16 protein-coding genes and 1 pseudogene are annotated in these 14847 nt (G+C 47.3%); 10 read left to right on the top strand and 7 right to left on the bottom strand.

Going from position 1 to position 14847, the window contains the following annotated elements:
• Positions 1-172 precede the first annotated feature (172 nt).
• On the top strand, positions 173-1498 hold the full coding sequence (locus PXG97_RS20010; protein WP_276499616.1) for a porin family protein: 1326 nt from the start codon (positions 173-175) through the stop codon (positions 1496-1498).
• 219 nt (positions 1499-1717) lie between these two features.
• A complete protein-coding gene (locus PXG97_RS20005; RefSeq protein WP_338088617.1) occupies positions 1718-2446 on the top strand; it encodes an FkbM family methyltransferase in 729 nt (242 codons plus the stop codon).
• Here PXG97_RS20005 and PXG97_RS20000 read toward each other — a convergent pair.
• Positions 2441-2761 (bottom strand): annotated as a pseudogene (locus tag PXG97_RS20000) (NADH-quinone oxidoreductase subunit D); the annotation flags it as partial. The gene PXG97_RS20005 and the pseudogene PXG97_RS20000 overlap by 6 nt on opposite strands.
• Positions 2762-2999: 238 nt before the next feature.
• Between PXG97_RS20000 and PXG97_RS19995 the strand changes: the two are divergent.
• From PXG97_RS19995 to PXG97_RS19975, 5 genes are all read left to right on the top strand, one after another.
• Entirely contained in the window at positions 3000-4310 is a 1311-nt protein-coding gene (locus PXG97_RS19995) for a hypothetical protein (protein WP_276499615.1), read from the top strand.
• Between the two features lie 119 nt (positions 4311-4429).
• Positions 4430-4855, top strand: coding sequence for a GNAT family N-acetyltransferase (locus PXG97_RS19990; protein WP_276499614.1), 426 nt, complete (start codon positions 4430-4432; stop codon positions 4853-4855).
• A 409-nt stretch (positions 4856-5264) separates the two neighbouring features.
• On the top strand, positions 5265-5552 hold the full coding sequence (locus PXG97_RS19985) for a hypothetical protein (RefSeq protein ID WP_276499613.1): 288 nt from the start codon (positions 5265-5267) through the stop codon (positions 5550-5552).
• Positions 5553-5799: 247 nt separating this feature from the next.
• Positions 5800-5988, top strand: coding sequence for a hypothetical protein (locus tag PXG97_RS19980; RefSeq protein ID WP_276499612.1), 189 nt, complete (start codon positions 5800-5802; stop codon positions 5986-5988).
• A gap of 3 nt (positions 5989-5991) precedes the next feature.
• On the top strand, positions 5992-6792 hold the full coding sequence (locus PXG97_RS19975) for an SPFH domain-containing protein (protein ID WP_276499611.1): 801 nt from the start codon (positions 5992-5994) through the stop codon (positions 6790-6792).
• A 128-nt stretch (positions 6793-6920) separates the two neighbouring features.
• Here PXG97_RS19975 and PXG97_RS19970 read toward each other — a convergent pair whose 3' ends face one another.
• From PXG97_RS19970 to PXG97_RS19960, 3 genes are read right to left on the bottom strand one after another with little or no spacing between them, the layout of a single operon-like run.
• Positions 6921-7517 carry an NADH-quinone oxidoreductase subunit C gene (locus tag PXG97_RS19970; protein WP_276499610.1) on the bottom strand — a complete coding sequence of 199 codons (597 nt, stop codon included), beginning with the start codon at positions 7515-7517 and terminating at the stop codon, positions 6921-6923.
• A 25-nt stretch (positions 7518-7542) separates the two neighbouring features.
• Positions 7543-8097 carry an NADH-quinone oxidoreductase subunit NuoB gene (nuoB, locus tag PXG97_RS19965; protein WP_276499609.1) on the bottom strand — a complete coding sequence of 185 codons (555 nt, stop codon included), beginning with the start codon at positions 8095-8097 and terminating at the stop codon, positions 7543-7545.
• Between the two features lie 3 nt (positions 8098-8100).
• Positions 8101-8610 (bottom strand): NADH-quinone oxidoreductase subunit A, encoded by a 510-nt coding sequence (locus PXG97_RS19960; RefSeq protein ID WP_276499608.1) that lies wholly within the window; start codon positions 8608-8610, stop codon positions 8101-8103.
• A gap of 808 nt (positions 8611-9418) precedes the next feature.
• Between PXG97_RS19960 and PXG97_RS19955 the strand changes: the two genes are divergently transcribed.
• On the top strand, positions 9419-10855 hold the full coding sequence (locus PXG97_RS19955; RefSeq protein ID WP_276499607.1) for a thioredoxin-like domain-containing protein: 1437 nt from the start codon (positions 9419-9421) through the stop codon (positions 10853-10855).
• A 1-nt stretch (position 10856) separates the two neighbouring features.
• Here the strand turns inward: PXG97_RS19955 and PXG97_RS19950 are convergent, their stop codons facing one another.
• Positions 10857-11411: a DinB family protein gene (locus PXG97_RS19950; protein WP_276499606.1), complete on the bottom strand. Its 555-nt coding sequence runs from the start codon at positions 11409-11411 to the stop codon at positions 10857-10859.
• Between the two features lie 174 nt (positions 11412-11585).
• Between PXG97_RS19950 and PXG97_RS19945 the strand changes: the two genes are divergently transcribed.
• Positions 11586-12269: a hypothetical protein gene (locus PXG97_RS19945; protein ID WP_276499605.1), complete on the top strand. Its 684-nt coding sequence runs from the start codon at positions 11586-11588 to the stop codon at positions 12267-12269.
• Positions 12270-12418: 149 nt separating this feature from the next.
• On the top strand, positions 12419-13105 hold the full coding sequence (locus PXG97_RS19940) for a hypothetical protein (protein WP_276499604.1): 687 nt from the start codon (positions 12419-12421) through the stop codon (positions 13103-13105).
• Positions 13106-13112: 7 nt separating this feature from the next.
• On the opposite strand, the gene PXG97_RS19935 is transcribed toward PXG97_RS19940, so the two are convergent.
• Positions 13113-13670 carry a Crp/Fnr family transcriptional regulator gene (locus tag PXG97_RS19935; RefSeq protein ID WP_276499603.1) on the bottom strand — a complete coding sequence of 186 codons (558 nt, stop codon included), beginning with the start codon at positions 13668-13670 and terminating at the stop codon, positions 13113-13115.
• Positions 13671-13800: 130 nt separating this feature from the next.
• On the bottom strand, positions 13801-14799 hold the full coding sequence (locus PXG97_RS19930) for a hypothetical protein (protein WP_276499602.1): 999 nt from the start codon (positions 14797-14799) through the stop codon (positions 13801-13803).
• Positions 14800-14847: the final 48 nt, after the last annotated feature.

The following is a 14847-nucleotide window of genomic DNA, read 5'->3' as shown; positions in this document are numbered from 1 at the left end:
CCTCTTCCGCAAAGTTCGGAAAAAAACGGGATTTGTACAGTATACCCTATAAAGTACCTGAGTACGCAGTGCAGTAGATAACACTTGCCTACTCCTCACGAATATATACCTTTACAAAAATATCAGAATGATATTATATGCTTTAAACGTTTCCAGTTCCCCTATTTTCAAAATGAAAAAACTTATACTCCTAGTCTTTCTTTCTTGCTTTAGCCTAATTTCCTATTCACAAACTGTATTCAAGCCAGGCTATTTCATCCATAACAATGGCCACAGAGTTGACTGCCTTATCAAGAACACTGATAAGCTGACAAATCCAGAGAACTTCCAGTATAAGCTCACCGAGGACTCTGAAATAAGAACAGCTGTAGTAAATGATGTGCAAGAGGTAGAAATATTCAACAGCATTCACAAATACAGACGCTTTATAGTAGAAATAGACAAGTCCAGCAACAACACGAAGGACTTGGATTACTCTGTAGAACCTAAACTTGCGCAGGAGCAGCTCTTTTTACGGGTACTAGTAGAGGGCAAGGCATCTTTGTACGTCTACGTAGGCCGTAGAGGCTTGCAACGGTATTTTTTTACAAGAGAAAACACTACCCCAGAGCAACTTATTTATAAGAAGTACTTGATCACAGCCACTAAAGCTAGTGAAAACACTACGTACAAACAGCAACTGGTGAGCAATCTCGAGTGTCAGGCCCTCACATTCCAGCAGCTTTACAATGCTGCTTATCAGGAAAAGGACCTAATAGAGGTATTCACAGCGTACAACAAGTGTGCTGGCTCAGCTTACACAAACTACAGCGACAAAAAGCAGAGAGGTAAATTTCAGTTAACCCCTAAAGTAGGCATAAACTCAGCGTCTCTTGAAGTAGCGCAATTTGAGGTTGTACAACAAAGGATGCTCGGCCCCCTAAAGGAGAGTATTGTTAAAGAGGCTGCGACAAGGTTTGGCCCAGAACAGTCTGCAAGAGTTGGCTTTGAAATAGAGCGCGTTTTTCCATTCAACAATTACAAGTGGTCTTTATACTTGGGACCTACTTTCCAATACTTCAAAACCAAAGGTGATCTTACAGTCTACAAGAGTGTATATGTTCCAGAGACGGCAACTCACCATGCTTATGTCACTTTAAAATCCGAGGACGGTACGTTGACTGTCGACTATTCCCATATCAGTATACCCCTGGGTATAAAGCACCACTTCTTCTTAAGCCAGGAGACGAGACTCTTTCTAAGTGGTGCTGTTGTCTCAAGCATCCTTCTTAACCCCTCGAGCTCAATGAAAGCAGAGAACTTCGAAACACAGCCAAAGTTTCGTCAGACCAGCTTCAACATGAAGCCAAGCTTTTTATTCTCACTGGGATTAAAGATGAAGAATAATTTCAATCTAGAGGTCGATTATAGCGTTGGAAAAAGAATGCTGGAAACCAATACTTGGGAAACAAGCTTCAAAAGTTCGTTTTCATTGATATTAGGTTATAGACTTATTTAAAGAGTAGCCATACTTTCCTTACCGCGACGCGTGCTGTAGCTCGTACTTCTTATTCTATTATTCTAAGCAACGGCACGAGTTGCAAGCTCACACCTTCGAAAGAGTTCTGACAAATGTTATGTTGAGATTTCGGTTAATTCATGAATTATTTTTGACATAGATGCTAATCCATCTTAAATATTAGCTATTGAACATAACAGCTAAAAGCCCTCTCGATATATGATAAAAAGAAAGAACCTTCACAACTATGTCACCTTGCCTCTCTTCATCAAAATACTATCTTTTATAGTGTTAAGAAAGCTGATGAATATAAAGGTTAAGTTCATGTTCTCCCAAACTGGGGAGGATGTCATTCTATCAGCCCTTTTAACTAAGCCTTCTCATAGGCAGCTGTTTTATATTGATGTGGGATGCAATGATCCTGTCTTAGACTCAAACACCTTCCTAATCTATTTAGAAGGTGGCTCTGGAATTTGTATCGATGCAAACGACTCATTAATCCAAAAATTCAATAAAGTCAGACCAAGGGACATTGCTGTATGTAGCGCTGTTTCCGACGTTGAACAAGATGTTACTTTTTTCTTATCAAATGAAAGCCGGGTAAGCACAGTAGACAAAAACACGTTAGCCAAACACTCCAGTTTCTGGAGTTTCGATAATCAGCAGATTATGGCAGCAAAAACGTTAAATACAATTTTAAAAGAGCACTTGCCAGCAGAGCAGGAGATAGATTTACTTTCAATAGATGTAGAAGGACATGATTTTAATGTATTGAAATCCATTGACTTAAATTTATATAAGCCAAAAATAATTATTCTAGAGATGCATGGCCTTGCTTTGAATTGTGAATCACTTAAGTCGAATGCGACAGTTCAGTACCTAAAGGCCAATGGGTATACCTTAAGGTTCTACGCAAGTGTTAATGCCTATTTTCAAAGAATAAATTAGCTTCTCCACGCCCATGCACCAAACATGCTCCGAGTTCATGGCCGCCAGGTAGTCCATGCGGTCCACGTAGGGGATGGTCTGGTTGTAGGCCATACTTTCGGCGTGCTTCTCGAAACAGCGGTGCAGGTAACCAATGTGCGGCACCACCTCCTGTATGATCTCGCCGTCGGTGACCACCTCCAGGCGCAGTACGCCGTGCGTGCTCGGGTGCTGCGGCCCCATGTTCACAATCATCTCACCGGCCTTCAGCGCCTCCTGGCTGAACTTGTTCGGCTCCGACTGCAGCAGGTAGTTTTTGTAGGTGGTTGAGGCCAAGGCGTGTTAGAAATTAAAAATGTCAATTTGCTTCTTCTGCAAAGTTCGGAAAAAAGGGGGATTTGTGCAGGGGTTTGTTAGAGAAGGCAAATTAGACACTATGATTGCCTTATTGAAAGTATGCAATCTTTCACAGTATAAAAACATGCATATGCTATATTTGTAACATATGCATGTACAAACTTTATAATAGTATTCTAAACCTACTTAACATTTAACTACTTCCAACAATTTACTAATGAACAAACTTCTACTTTTAACTCTCTTTATTTTATTAAGTCTATCTGTGCATGCACAGGTGCTTTTCGAGCAGGGATACTTTGTTGATAACAACGGCCAAAGAATAGATTGCTTGATCAGGAATACCGACAAAGCTAGGAACCCAACCAGCTTTGAGTATAAGTTAACAGAGAATTCAGTACCTGAGGTTGCTACAATCGACGCCGTTAAAGAATTTGAGGTGCTAAATACACCGCATAAATACCAAAGATTTACAGTGAAAATAGACAGGTCAGGCAGCAAAGGAAATGATCTTAGTAATAACAGAGAACCTCAGTTTGAAGAAGAGCAGTTGTTCTTAAGAGCATCCTTGATCGGAGAAGCATCACTATACGCATACTATGATCGTAATGGCTTAGAGCGGTTTTTCTACAAGACAACCAGTACAGCCATGCAGCAACTTGTTTATAAGAAGTTTATGCTGAACGGGAACAAGATTGGAGTAAACAATACATATAGGCAGCAGCTTTGGACAAATCTGGAGTGTTCAGGCCTCACAGAAAAAGATTTCAGCAACATAGAGTACGACGAGAGTGACTTAGTTAAGCTGTTTAAGAAGTACAATGAGTGTATTGGCGCTAACTATATTGACAATACTGCTAAAAAAGAGAAGGGAAAAACAGCTTTTACATTGAAGGCAGGCTTAAACTCTTCTATACTACAGGTAGACCAAGTTGTTGTTTTTAGCCAAAGCTCCGGTCCTGCCACTCTAAGAAACGTAAAACACTATACCACAACCTCTAACCGGAATATTTCCCCACAGATTGGGTTGGAGGCAGAGTACGTTTTCCCGTTCAACAAAAGCAAGTGGTCTGTGTTTGCTGAACTAACTCTCCATTTTGTAAAATTTAGAACCGACCTCACAGTCTACAGTTCCAGGTCCGCCCCCTCAAATCCTGGAGGTAGCGGCGCTTATGATGGCAATACTACTGTAAACTATTCACATGTCGTATTACCTGTAGGTGTGCGGCATTATTTCTTTCTGAACGAATCTTCTAAGCTATTCATAAATGGTACTGCAGGTTTAAACTTCCTGTTAACCCCTAATAAGGCATTTGACTCAGAAGATAATAAACTTAATACTGCCTTTGATCATAAGGTATCTACTTTCCTGCCAAGCTTCACTGCAGGACTTGGCTATAAGCGCAACAACAAGTTCAGCATAGAAGCAAACTACAACTTGGGTAAAGTGATGCTTGAAAACGATCAGTGGGAAACAAAGTTAACAAAGTCTCTTTCGTTAGTGTTGGGGTACACGCTTGGCAAATAAGCTAAAGCGACTCCCTTTGGTGCTAGTTTGCAGTTCTTACCTCTGCTAATAAAAACAAAAGCAAAGCACGAACTGTAAGCTCGCGCCAGCGAAAAAAACTTCTCACCAAACTATGAACCATGCACATCAGAACACTTACCTCCGATGACGCCAAAGCCATAACCAACCTCTCCTCCCAACTCGGCTACACAGCATCAGTTGCAGAAACAAAAGTATGGCTGCAGGAAATCTTAGGCAGCAAAGACCATTGCGCTTTCGGAGCGGTGCTGAAAGATCAACTGATCGGCTGGATACACGGGTTTTATACCTTGCGGCTGGAGTCGGGCACTTTTGTGGAGATAGGCGGACTGGTGGTAGACGAAAACTACCGAAGAACAGGAGCCGGCCGAAAGCTGGTGGAGCAGGTGCGGGCGTGGGCGAGGCAAAAGGGAGTATGCAGCGTTAGGGTGCGCTGCAACACCCAAAGAACCGACACTCATACTTTTTACAAGGCCATTGGCTTTGAGGAAGTGAAAGAGCAAAAAGTTCTCAGCATGTTGTGCTGAAAGTATATTTCTTATAGCACTCCCGCTACTGCAAGCGTATAACCCATACTTTATTAAAATGGTTGAGACAGCTTACAACAAGCAAGCTGCCTATAGTATGGTGACCGAATAATTTTACCCACTGCAAGTCAAAACCTTCTGCATACGCGCTAGTATATAAAGCTTATATTTCTTTCCCCTACCCGTTGGCCTTCCAGCACCCCGGCTACACGAAGGCTTGTTCATTTCCCTGATACAAGTTGTTCCATAACTAAGCCTATTCCTTATGCAGGTAAAATTACTTTATGCAAGATGGTCGCAGATAGCAGGTTTGTTTTTGATAGGAGGCACACTAGCCTGGGCAATAAAATTAGCTGTGATTGTGTCCACAAATGGCCGGATTATAACTAGCGGAGCCGCAGCGCTTTTTATGACAATCGGTATCGTGTTGCTGCTAATCGGCTCTACAGGCATAGGGTATTACCTCAGCAGGAACCGCAACTTCCTGGTTCGGGCCGTTGCCATCATTCTTTCACCAGCTTTGGTTTTCGGCTCATTTGTTCTGATAGGCATGGTTACCAACCCCCTGCTTCAGAACAGTAGCATCTGGTACGCACAACAGGAGGCCCCAATCGGAGTGGCAGTTATCCTGTACATGGCGGTGGGGTACTTTCTTTTCAGGAGCGGCAGGCGTAGTAACAACTATGTAAAAGCATAAACCCAAGCAGCTTAAGCTCTTGGGCATAAAAATGCTTTGTGGCCTGCGACGGCAGCCACAAAGCGCCCTTGCTATTCAACGCAGTACATTACCTTACCGGCTTCTCGACTGCGCGTGCCAGTTGACAGCCTGCGTTTGCAAAGGGCTTGCCCCATAACCTGTATTCATACTTTTTACAAGGCAATCGGCTTTGAGTAAGTGAAAGAACAAAAGGTTTTTAGTATATTGTGTTAATAATATACTCCCGATGAAATTCCCCTACATTCTACTGCTCGGCCTGCTGCTCCTAGTCGACATACTTACATTCACAGAGATTGCCTCGCTGGTGCGTCAGCCTTCCGACCTGAAAGTGGCCATTGGCCTGGGTTTGCTGCTGGTGCTCGTCATCGCTAATTTCTTCGTCATCCGTCTTTCCATCAACAAACTTAAAGCTTAACCCATGAACAACGCCCGTCAGCTACTGACCTGGAGCATCAGCTTCATCCTTATACTTGTGTTCTCTATCACTGCCATGAAATCCTGCACCCGCATTGACGCGGGCCACGAAGGTATACTTGTAAAGCTCTACGGCACCGACAAAGGCGTACAGGACGTGAACCTGGTAACCGGCCGCGTGTGGTATAATCCTTTTACCGAAGAGGTTTTCCAGTTCCCGACCTTTGTGCAGACGGTGGATTACCCGGCCTTTACCGTAAATGCCAAAGACGGCTCCGTTTTCACCGTCGACCCGACCATTTCATTTAGAGTTAGCCCCGGTGAAAGCCCCAGGATCTTCAGCAAGTACCGCAAAGACATTGAGCTGATTACCAAGACCACGCTGTTTAACTATACCCGCGATGCTTTCCGCATCCAGTTCAATAAGTACAGCACCGACAGCATTATCTCCAACCGCCAGAGTTTTGAAGACAAAGTACAGATTGCGTTAGATAATGCTTTAAGGAAAGAGGGCTTTGAGCTGGAGCAAATGACCAGCGGCCTGCAGTACCCGGACGAAATTGTACGTGCCGTAAACCTGAAGAACCGCGCTGTGCAGCAGGCCCTGCAGGTGGAGAACGAGCTGAAAGTTGCCGAAGCCCAGGCCCGCAAGAAAATAGTAGAAGCCGAGGCCGAAGCACGCGCCAACGAACTCCGCCAGCGCACCCTCACACCACTGCTCATCCAGCAGCAGTTCATTGAGAAGTGGGATGGAAAAACACCGCTCTACGGTAACTCGCCCACGTTTTTCAAAAACGTGCAGTAGATATAGCGAAGTATAAAAAGAGGCCGCCGGAAGTATAACCGGCGGCTTTTTGTTTTTTGGCAGCTTGTATCCAACCACCCCTAGCCCCTCCTTGTCTAAGGAGGGGCTAGGGGTGGTTGGATACAGTACTACTCCGGCTTCTCCCGCTTATCCGAGAAAGGCGTAGGCTGCCCCACCAGCCACTGCGGCTCGCCTTTAAAACCGTTCAACTCGTTGTGCTGATCAAAAGGCACTTTAATGCCGTGGTAGTATTCCTGCAGCTTATAGTCCTTGCGGAGCGGGTGGCCCTCCCAGTCAGCGGCACAGAGGATGCGGCGCATGTCAGGATGATCTTTAAACAGGATGCCGAACATGTCGAACACCTCGCGCTCGTGCCAGTCGGCGGTGCGCCAGATGTGGGCAACAGTAGGCACCTGCGGCAGCACTTCTTCCGGTGTGTTGTTGCGAGGCACCCGCACCTTCAGCGTCAGGTGGTGGTCGTAAGGGATAGAGTACAACGTATAAATTACCTCCATCGTGCCGGCTTCGGGGCCGTTGTCCATACCTGTCAGGCAGGAGAGGAAGTCGAAGTAGGTTTGCTCGTTGTCGTGCAGTGCCAGGCAGACCGCTGGCAGGTGCTCGGTCTGCAGCACCAGGTAGGGCTGCAGCGCATCGGCCTTGGCCTCCAGTATAACCTCTGCGCCAAACGTATCAACTATAAATTGCTGTAGCTCCCCGAAGGTCATAACGCTGAATGAGTGAATAAGTGAATCAGGATAACTTATCAGCATCCGCCACAGGTTGCTGCTGCGCACGCTTCGCCATAATTTGTTGCACGGCTCTAGGCGCGCGTATGGTTTCCTGGCGGATGATCTCCTGTAGTTTCAGAAAGCCGCCGATCAGCGCCTCCGGCCTTGGCGGGCAGCCCGGCACGTACACATCCACCGGTATGATCCTGTCTACCCCCTTCACCACATGGTAGCCGTGCTCCCAGTACGGGCCGCCGCAGTTAGAGCAGCTTCCCATCGAGATCACGTAGCGTGGCTCCGGCATTTGCTCGTAAAGGCGTCGCACACGGTCGGCCATCTTAAAAGTAACCGTACCGGCCACAATCATCACATCCGACTGCCGTGGTGAGGCGCGCGGGATAATGCCGAAGCGGTCCAGGTCATAGCCCGAGGCATAAGCGCCCATCATCTCAATGGCGCAGCAGGCCAAGCCGAAGCCCATCGGGAACAGCGAGGTCAGTCGCGCCCAGTTGAGCAGGTCATCGAGCTTTGTGATCACTACGCCGCCTTCTCCCGTCTTATCCTGTGGTAAATTCATCTGTTATTCTCCCTCCTGCTGCTGTGGCTTTCTGGCATCATACTTCCGCTCGTTCACGCGCTGGTATACATCCAGGGGTATTTTGGAGCGGCTTTGCGGTAGCACCGGCTTCGGCTTTATCCAGTCGAGGTGCCCCTTTGCCCAGGCATAAGCCAGCCCCAGCACCAGCACACCTATAAAGATAAACATCTCTATCAGCGAAAACCATCCCCACACGCCGTCTGTCGCCTCTATCAGATCCTTGCGGCCAAACACTGTAGCCCATGGGAACAGGAATGCCAGCTCCACATCAAAGATGATGAAGATGAGCGCCACCACGTAAAACCGCGGGTTAAACTGTACCCAAGCGTTGCCAATCGGCTCCTCACCGGATTCGTAGGTTGCCAGCTTCTCCGGGTTCGGGTTTTTGGGGCGCAGCAAACTGCTAGTGAGCAGGCCGATCACCACAAAAATAGCCCCACCTACTAAAAAGAGTAGGATGGTCCCGAAGTCTGAGATATAGTTTTCTGCCATTGTGTTGCAGCTGTTTAGGCAAAATTACGATAAAATTGTGGGATTACCCCATTAACCTCCTGACGCAAGCGTCCGCTTGTGCCTCTCTTAGCCCGCTGCTTTCCGCAACTTGAACCAAGCTATTTCTAGTTAGCCACTGTTCATCTTCCGCTAGCGCGAGCTTGTAGCTCGTGCTTTCCCTGTTGCTACCGCTTCCTTCAACTTGACATAAGCTATCCTTTCTAGCTATTGCTGATCCTACAGTCTTACATACCTACGGTTGCATTTAATACTTTCTGCTCTCAAGCCCGAGAGGGCTCGTCCTCGGGCATCGCGCTGTGTTCCCTCCTTGCCTCGCTTCGCTCGGTATGCCCTTGGCGGGCACCGGATCTCACAAGGCGCTTAACCCAAGGACTGGGTTCTGGTTCGATAGCCTCGGCTTTCCATATAGTCCCCCATTGAAGGGGGGAGGGCGATGGCAATCGCATGCAGGAGATTCCCCTCCTCGGAGGAGCTAGGGGTGGGTTAGTGCTTCTGCTGACGCTATACCAGCAACTATGAAATAAATACTTGAGCAATGGCAGTTACAGAACTCCCCGCCTTAGACAAGGAGGGGCAGGGGTGGTAGGACCCGGTACTGCCGAAACGCGGACAAGGATGTCCGCAGCAGAGAAAGTTCCGGACTAGGAACTCCGGAACAGCAAGAGTTAAGGGTGGGTTTATACCTGCAGCACTCTTTCCTGTTTTTAGGAGAGGGGGAGGTAAACAAATCACCTCCCAAACCTGTAACACCTATAGCACGCTATCAAACTCGAAAACAGACTTTACTATGCTTACCGGACGCGTAAACGCACCAGAAATAAACACCGAACACGGCTGGCTCAACACCTACAGGAACTGGTCCATCAAAGATTTTGCAGGCAAGATCGTACTGCTCGACTTCTGGACCTTTGGCTGCATCAACTGCCAGCATATTGTGCCAGACCTACAGCGGCTGGAGGAGGAGTACGCCGATGTGTTGGTGGTAGTGGGGATACACTCTGCCAAGTTCGATGCTGAGAAGCAGAACGGGACCATCCTGCAGGCCATCCGCAAGTTTGGCATAGAGCACCCGGTGGTAAACGATGCGGATTACAAGATCTGGAACCAGTACGGCATACGTGCCTGGCCTACCACCGTACTCATAGATCCGAACGGCAAGGTAATTGGCCAGCATGCCGGAGAGAATGTGTATAATACGGTGCGGCCCTACATTGAGCGGCTGCTGGCGGAGCATCAAAGCCAGCTGAACCGCGAGTCCATTCGTTTCCACGTGGAGCATGCACCAATACAGGAGGATGCTTTATACTTTCCGTCCAAGCTGATTAGCGACTCGGAAGGCAACATCTACCTCTCCGACAGCGGCCACAACCGCATCCTGAAGCTTAGCCAGCAGGGACAGGTGCTGGAGACAATTGGCAGCGGGGAACAGGGCTTTAAGAATGGCAGCTACGAAGAGGCAACCTTTTATGAGCCGCACGGCCTGGCGCTGCACGAAAGTATACTTTACGTGGCTGACGCCAAGAACAACGCCATCCGCAAGGTAGACCTGGAGGCCCGGCAAGTATACACGGCAGCGGGCACCGGGGAGTTGGGCTATTACTTCCTGGATGATAAGCTGAACGAGCCGGTAAACCCTAACAGCCCCTGGGACCTCTACATCTATGGTAACAGCATGTTTGTCGCCAACGCCGGCAACCACCAGCTCCTGCGCATGGATCTAGTTACCGAAAAAGTATACCGCTTTGCCGGCAGTGGCCGCGAGGCCCTCACCGACGGGCCGCTGCACGAAGCTGCCTTCAACCAACCCAGCGGACTAGCCATAAAAGGCCCGGTACTGTACGTAGCTGACGCCGAAGCCAGCGCCATTCGTACCGTGAACACAGAAACAGGCATGGTGCTTACCCCGCTTGGCAGAGGCCTCTTCGACTTTGGCGATGTGGACGGCGACACGGACGATGCACTGCTGCAGCACTGCGTAGGCCTGGAGGTGATCGACAGCAACGTATACATTGCCGACACTTACAACGGCAAGATAAAGGTGCTGGATATGCAGCGCCGGCGCATACGCACCCTTACCGACGGCCTACATGAGCCCAACGATATTATTTTTCTGAACGGGCAGCTATGGGTAACAAGTACCAACAGCCACCAATTGTTTACGGTGGACATTCATTCTGGCAAGAAGCAGGAAGTGCAGGTGAGCTTCGCGCCTGCCAAAGTATAAACTAGGCAGCTGCCTGCTGCGCCAGCTGCTGCTTTACCCGCAGCGCCTGCAATACATGCCGCTCCTGGTGCGCCACCACAAACTCCAGCGCCTCGCCGATCCGCAGTTTCAACAGCTTAAAAAACTCCACTGGCACAGCTCTTTTGCCAATATCGGCCTTTTTGGCGTCATCCAGCAGGTGGAGCAACTCCTGTTGGTGCTGCAGAAACTCCTGCATCGTGGCACGCGTCAGTTGGCTGTTGTTGGGGTTCATGTGCTTCACGGTCTTGTGCTTCTTCAGGTTCTGCGGCCGCACCATCTCCAGCGATTTTCGGCCCAGCCAGCTGTAGGTTATACTTGGCATATTATTCCCGACAGCGTTCTGGGCAATGGCTTTGGCCAGAGCTGGGTTATAATAGCGGCTGTAGCGATTCAGGTGCTCCAGGCACTCCAGCATGCTCCAGCTGTCGGAGGCGGGCTTGTAGTTCAGGTCTACCAGGCTCAGCGAGTCGAAACCCTGCGCTACAGTTTGGGAAAGGCTTCTGGTGGTTTGGGATAGTTGCTCTAGTGTGGTCATGGCTTCATGGTTTTATCTTGTACAGCACAAAGATACAGCAGGTTATACGCGCCAATCCTTGACACGAATCAAGATTTATGCTTCCAGGAGGCGCACATCAAATAATTATACAAACTTTTTGCCCCTATGATCAAATATCATATATTTAATTAAAACTTAAAATCTGATAAGTTTATGAAGATTCCTCTGCTTCGCCTCATCTTAGCCTTAGTTATAGTTTGTGCATGCTTCAGCAGTGCTATAGCTCAAGTTGTTATAGCAGACGCTATGGGCAGGCCTTTACAAACTAAACAGTATCTAGATGTGCAAGGCTCTCAGTATTTGTTCAGCGACTGGAGGAAGGGAGACGTTACGCTTGCCGACGGAATCATATTTGAGGGATTAGACCTGATGTATGACCTGATGAATGATGAGGTAATTTTTAAAGGTGATGATGAGCAGGCACAGACATTCCTCAAGCCTGTGGTAAAGTTCTCTCTTTACCAGAACGATGGAGGTATAAAAAAGAAGAAAAACTTTAGAAAAGGATACACTCCTGTTGACGCCGCAAGTCCAGGTGCTTTTTATGAGGTGCTTACTGATGGAGAGAATGTACAGCTGCTAAAAAGGTACTACAAGAACGTCTTTGAGGAAATGCCTTACGGCTCTGCTACCAAGGTTAAGAAGTTCCAGGATAATGCCTCCTACTACATTGCCAAGGTTGATAAGCTTGAGAAAATAAAACTAGATAAGAAGTCTGTGCTTGGTGCGCTCCCGGGCAAGGTTTCCGAGCTGGAAAAATACATCAAAGCTCACCGCCTAAACCTGCGCAACGACAGCGATATAGCTCAACTGGTTAATTACTATAATAGTTTGTGAATATATAACCGCGAATATTCCTGGCAGGATCTGAAGCCATTAATATAGAGCTAGACTTTATTTACTTCGACGAAATATGATACTCATTAAATAAGCTTTGCATTTTAACTGTATATAACTAATTTTATATAAAGCAAAACAAACTACGTATGGTCAAACTACTATTCAAAATTACAGTTGTAGTTCTTATAACTGTATTTTCCGGAACAGAGGTGCTAGCCCAGTACATACAGGTGCCTAAAGATATTCAAGGCAGACGACTGAGAGTTAAAGACCACTCCGCCCTTAAGGGTTCACCTTACTTGTATGATGCCTGGAGCAATGGGTTAGTTAAATTGATGAACGGACTTGAGTTTGAGGGGCAGATCATGTATGACCAGCTTGAAGACCAAGTGGTTTTTAATGGTGGAGACGGTGAGCCGCAGGAATTTGTAGACCCTGTATACGAGTTTACAATTCGGGAAAAAGGGGACGATAAGGCTAACGGCGGTAAGAAGTTCAGAAAGGGCTATCCTGTTGTGGATGGCGGGGACAAATCAACGTTTTACGAGATATTGGCAGAAGGCAACGTTACACTATTAAAGAGAACAAAGAAAACAATTGTAGAGCAGGTGCCATATGGCTCTTCTGTTAAAGAGCAGCATGTAAAATCAGTTGAGACCTATTTTATTGCGACTCCTACTGAAATAACTAAAATCAAGAATTCTAAGAAAGGATTTCTAGAAGCATTTGGCAGTCAGAGTTCAGAGCTTGAGGCTTACGCTAAGAAGAATAGGATTGACTTCAAAACCGATTTAGACCTGGCTAAGCTAGTAACTTATTACAATAGCCTGTAAACCATACTTACACCTTTAATCGGCTCAGCGTTTCCGGGGACATGCGCAGGTAGGAGGCAATATACTTTTTGGGGATGTGCTGGAACAGGTGCGGGCTGCGCTGCAGTACGCGCTGCAGGCGTTGCTCCGGCTCGGGCAGCAGCAGGTCTACCTCGCGCTCTATCTTTCCCACCAGCGCCTTCTCCAGCTGCTCGTACCAGAAATGTTTAATGTTAGGCCGCTCCTCTACCAGCTGCATAAAATCTGTTTTGCTGATGCCGCGCAGTTCGCTCTTGCGCAGGGCCTGGATGTAGTAATCGGAAGGTTTGCCGGCCACGAAGGAGGGGAAGGAAACGAGCAGTGTGTTCGGATAGCCAAAACCCACGCAGATGTCCTCGTCGGGGAGTGGGTAGTAAATGCGCAGCGCGCCGCTCTCCACAAAGTATAAGCCCTGCTCCACCTGCCCCTGCCGGATCAGGAAATCATACCTGTTTAGCTGCACCCGCTTCTGCCACCGCGCCTCCAGGGCGGCTACGTCTTCCGGGGCGAGGTATGGGATTTGCTGGAGGAGGGTGAGGAGGGGCATGTAGCAAGTATAACATTGAAGCGAGGAACATGATTAAACCGCCGCCCTTGCTGCGTGTTTTCACCAGCAAGCAGTTTGGCTGCAGAAGTATAGATTGTTGGTGATAACACCAACAATGGCGAAGGAGGAGTTAGACTGCTATATAGTCTTTCGCCAACTCCGAATATACATTTAATACAGCGTCCGACATAAACTCAAGTCTCTTCTCACTTGCCAATTCCTCTATAGAAGTGTAGGATATAAAAGTACATGTGTTAGCTAGTACATGCCTAAAAACAGGTCTGGAAAGTTCCTGCATCACTTTCGCTTTTCTTTCTGAGGGAGCAACAATGTGAGCTTTAATGTTGAGGTTAGGCTGGAGAGCCATTAAATCGGCCATCCTAAGTATGCCTGAGTAAATTGATGTTGTGTGCTCTATCTCAAAGGCACGAACGATAGTTCGGCCTTTAATCCAAAGCACATCAATGTTCTCGATAGTTTTTATGGTGTCAAGATCATAGTTAAGTGGCAGGTCGTTCAGCACAGAACTTTTCTGAGACTGCCATACTTCCAAAACCCTGCTTCTGTCGTTCCTGGGAAGCCATATGCTATACCCCATGCGGTCTCCAATCTCAGCAAGTTTAGCCTGAATTCTTATGGAGTCTCGGGTAAGTGGTGCTTCATCCGATGTTTTATCAGGGGAGGCTGGCGTTGGCTCTACAACATCAACAGGCACAGGTGGTGCAACTTCAAAAGGAATAAATTGATCAACTTTGTTCGTCCTGAATTTGTGGTCTAACAGTTCACATGCTGTTTTATCATGGATAGGCTTTGATGCCTGCACATACATGATGCTCCAGTGTTTCCCTCCTGCTTCTGACAACAGAGCCATATCAAAGGGCTGGCAAAATTCAACATCTTTTACAGTTAAGGCGTGTACGTATCTCTCCCCATCAGGCCAAGGCCTATAATTGGTTGTTTCATTGAGTATAAAGCGTGCGCCGCAAAGCGTTTTCTTCCCGACCTTTACTGCCAAATAAACTAAATCACCCTGTTGAGGAGCCCGATTTGAAAAGCCTGCTACGCTGTGCTCAATGCACATATTATAATTTTCAACAGAGGTCGAGCAATGGAGGATTCTGGTATTCATAGGTCTTGGATAGGGAACAATTGTATAGGATGAAGTTAATACTTACTT

The organism is Pontibacter litorisediminis (genome assembly GCF_029360645.1).
Classification (GTDB): Bacteria; Bacteroidota; Bacteroidia; order Cytophagales; family Hymenobacteraceae; genus Pontibacter; species Pontibacter litorisediminis.
This window is presented reverse-complemented; position numbering and strand designations above follow the sequence as displayed.

What these genes read in the sequence shown, in the direction of transcription:
- PXG97_RS20010 (WP_276499616.1), top strand. Translation starts at nt 173, where the DNA reads ATGAAAAAACTTATACTCCTAGTCTTTCTTTCTTGCTTTAGCCTAATT.
- PXG97_RS20005 (WP_338088617.1), top strand. Translation starts at nt 1,718, where the DNA reads ATGATAAAAAGAAAGAACCTTCACAACTATGTCACCTTGCCTCTCTTC.
- PXG97_RS19995 (WP_276499615.1), top strand. Translation starts at nt 3,000, where the DNA reads ATGAACAAACTTCTACTTTTAACTCTCTTTATTTTATTAAGTCTATCT.
- PXG97_RS19990 (WP_276499614.1), top strand. Translation starts at nt 4,430, where the DNA reads ATGCACATCAGAACACTTACCTCCGATGACGCCAAAGCCATAACCAAC.
- PXG97_RS19985 (WP_276499613.1), top strand. Translation starts at nt 5,265, where the DNA reads ATGACAATCGGTATCGTGTTGCTGCTAATCGGCTCTACAGGCATAGGG.
- PXG97_RS19980 (WP_276499612.1), top strand. Translation starts at nt 5,800, where the DNA reads ATGAAATTCCCCTACATTCTACTGCTCGGCCTGCTGCTCCTAGTCGAC.
- PXG97_RS19975 (WP_276499611.1), top strand. Translation starts at nt 5,992, where the DNA reads ATGAACAACGCCCGTCAGCTACTGACCTGGAGCATCAGCTTCATCCTT.
- PXG97_RS19970 (WP_276499610.1), bottom strand. Translation starts at nt 7,517, where the DNA reads ATGACCTTCGGGGAGCTACAGCAATTTATAGTTGATACGTTTGGCGCA.
- nuoB (WP_276499609.1), bottom strand. Translation starts at nt 8,097, where the DNA reads ATGAATTTACCACAGGATAAGACGGGAGAAGGCGGCGTAGTGATCACA.
- PXG97_RS19960 (WP_276499608.1), bottom strand. Translation starts at nt 8,610, where the DNA reads ATGGCAGAAAACTATATCTCAGACTTCGGGACCATCCTACTCTTTTTA.
- PXG97_RS19955 (WP_276499607.1), top strand. Translation starts at nt 9,419, where the DNA reads ATGCTTACCGGACGCGTAAACGCACCAGAAATAAACACCGAACACGGC.
- PXG97_RS19950 (WP_276499606.1), bottom strand. Translation starts at nt 11,411, where the DNA reads ATGACCACACTAGAGCAACTATCCCAAACCACCAGAAGCCTTTCCCAA.
- PXG97_RS19945 (WP_276499605.1), top strand. Translation starts at nt 11,586, where the DNA reads ATGAAGATTCCTCTGCTTCGCCTCATCTTAGCCTTAGTTATAGTTTGT.
- PXG97_RS19940 (WP_276499604.1), top strand. Translation starts at nt 12,419, where the DNA reads ATGGTCAAACTACTATTCAAAATTACAGTTGTAGTTCTTATAACTGTA.
- PXG97_RS19935 (WP_276499603.1), bottom strand. Translation starts at nt 13,670, where the DNA reads ATGCCCCTCCTCACCCTCCTCCAGCAAATCCCATACCTCGCCCCGGAA.
- PXG97_RS19930 (WP_276499602.1), bottom strand. Translation starts at nt 14,799, where the DNA reads ATGAATACCAGAATCCTCCATTGCTCGACCTCTGTTGAAAATTATAAT.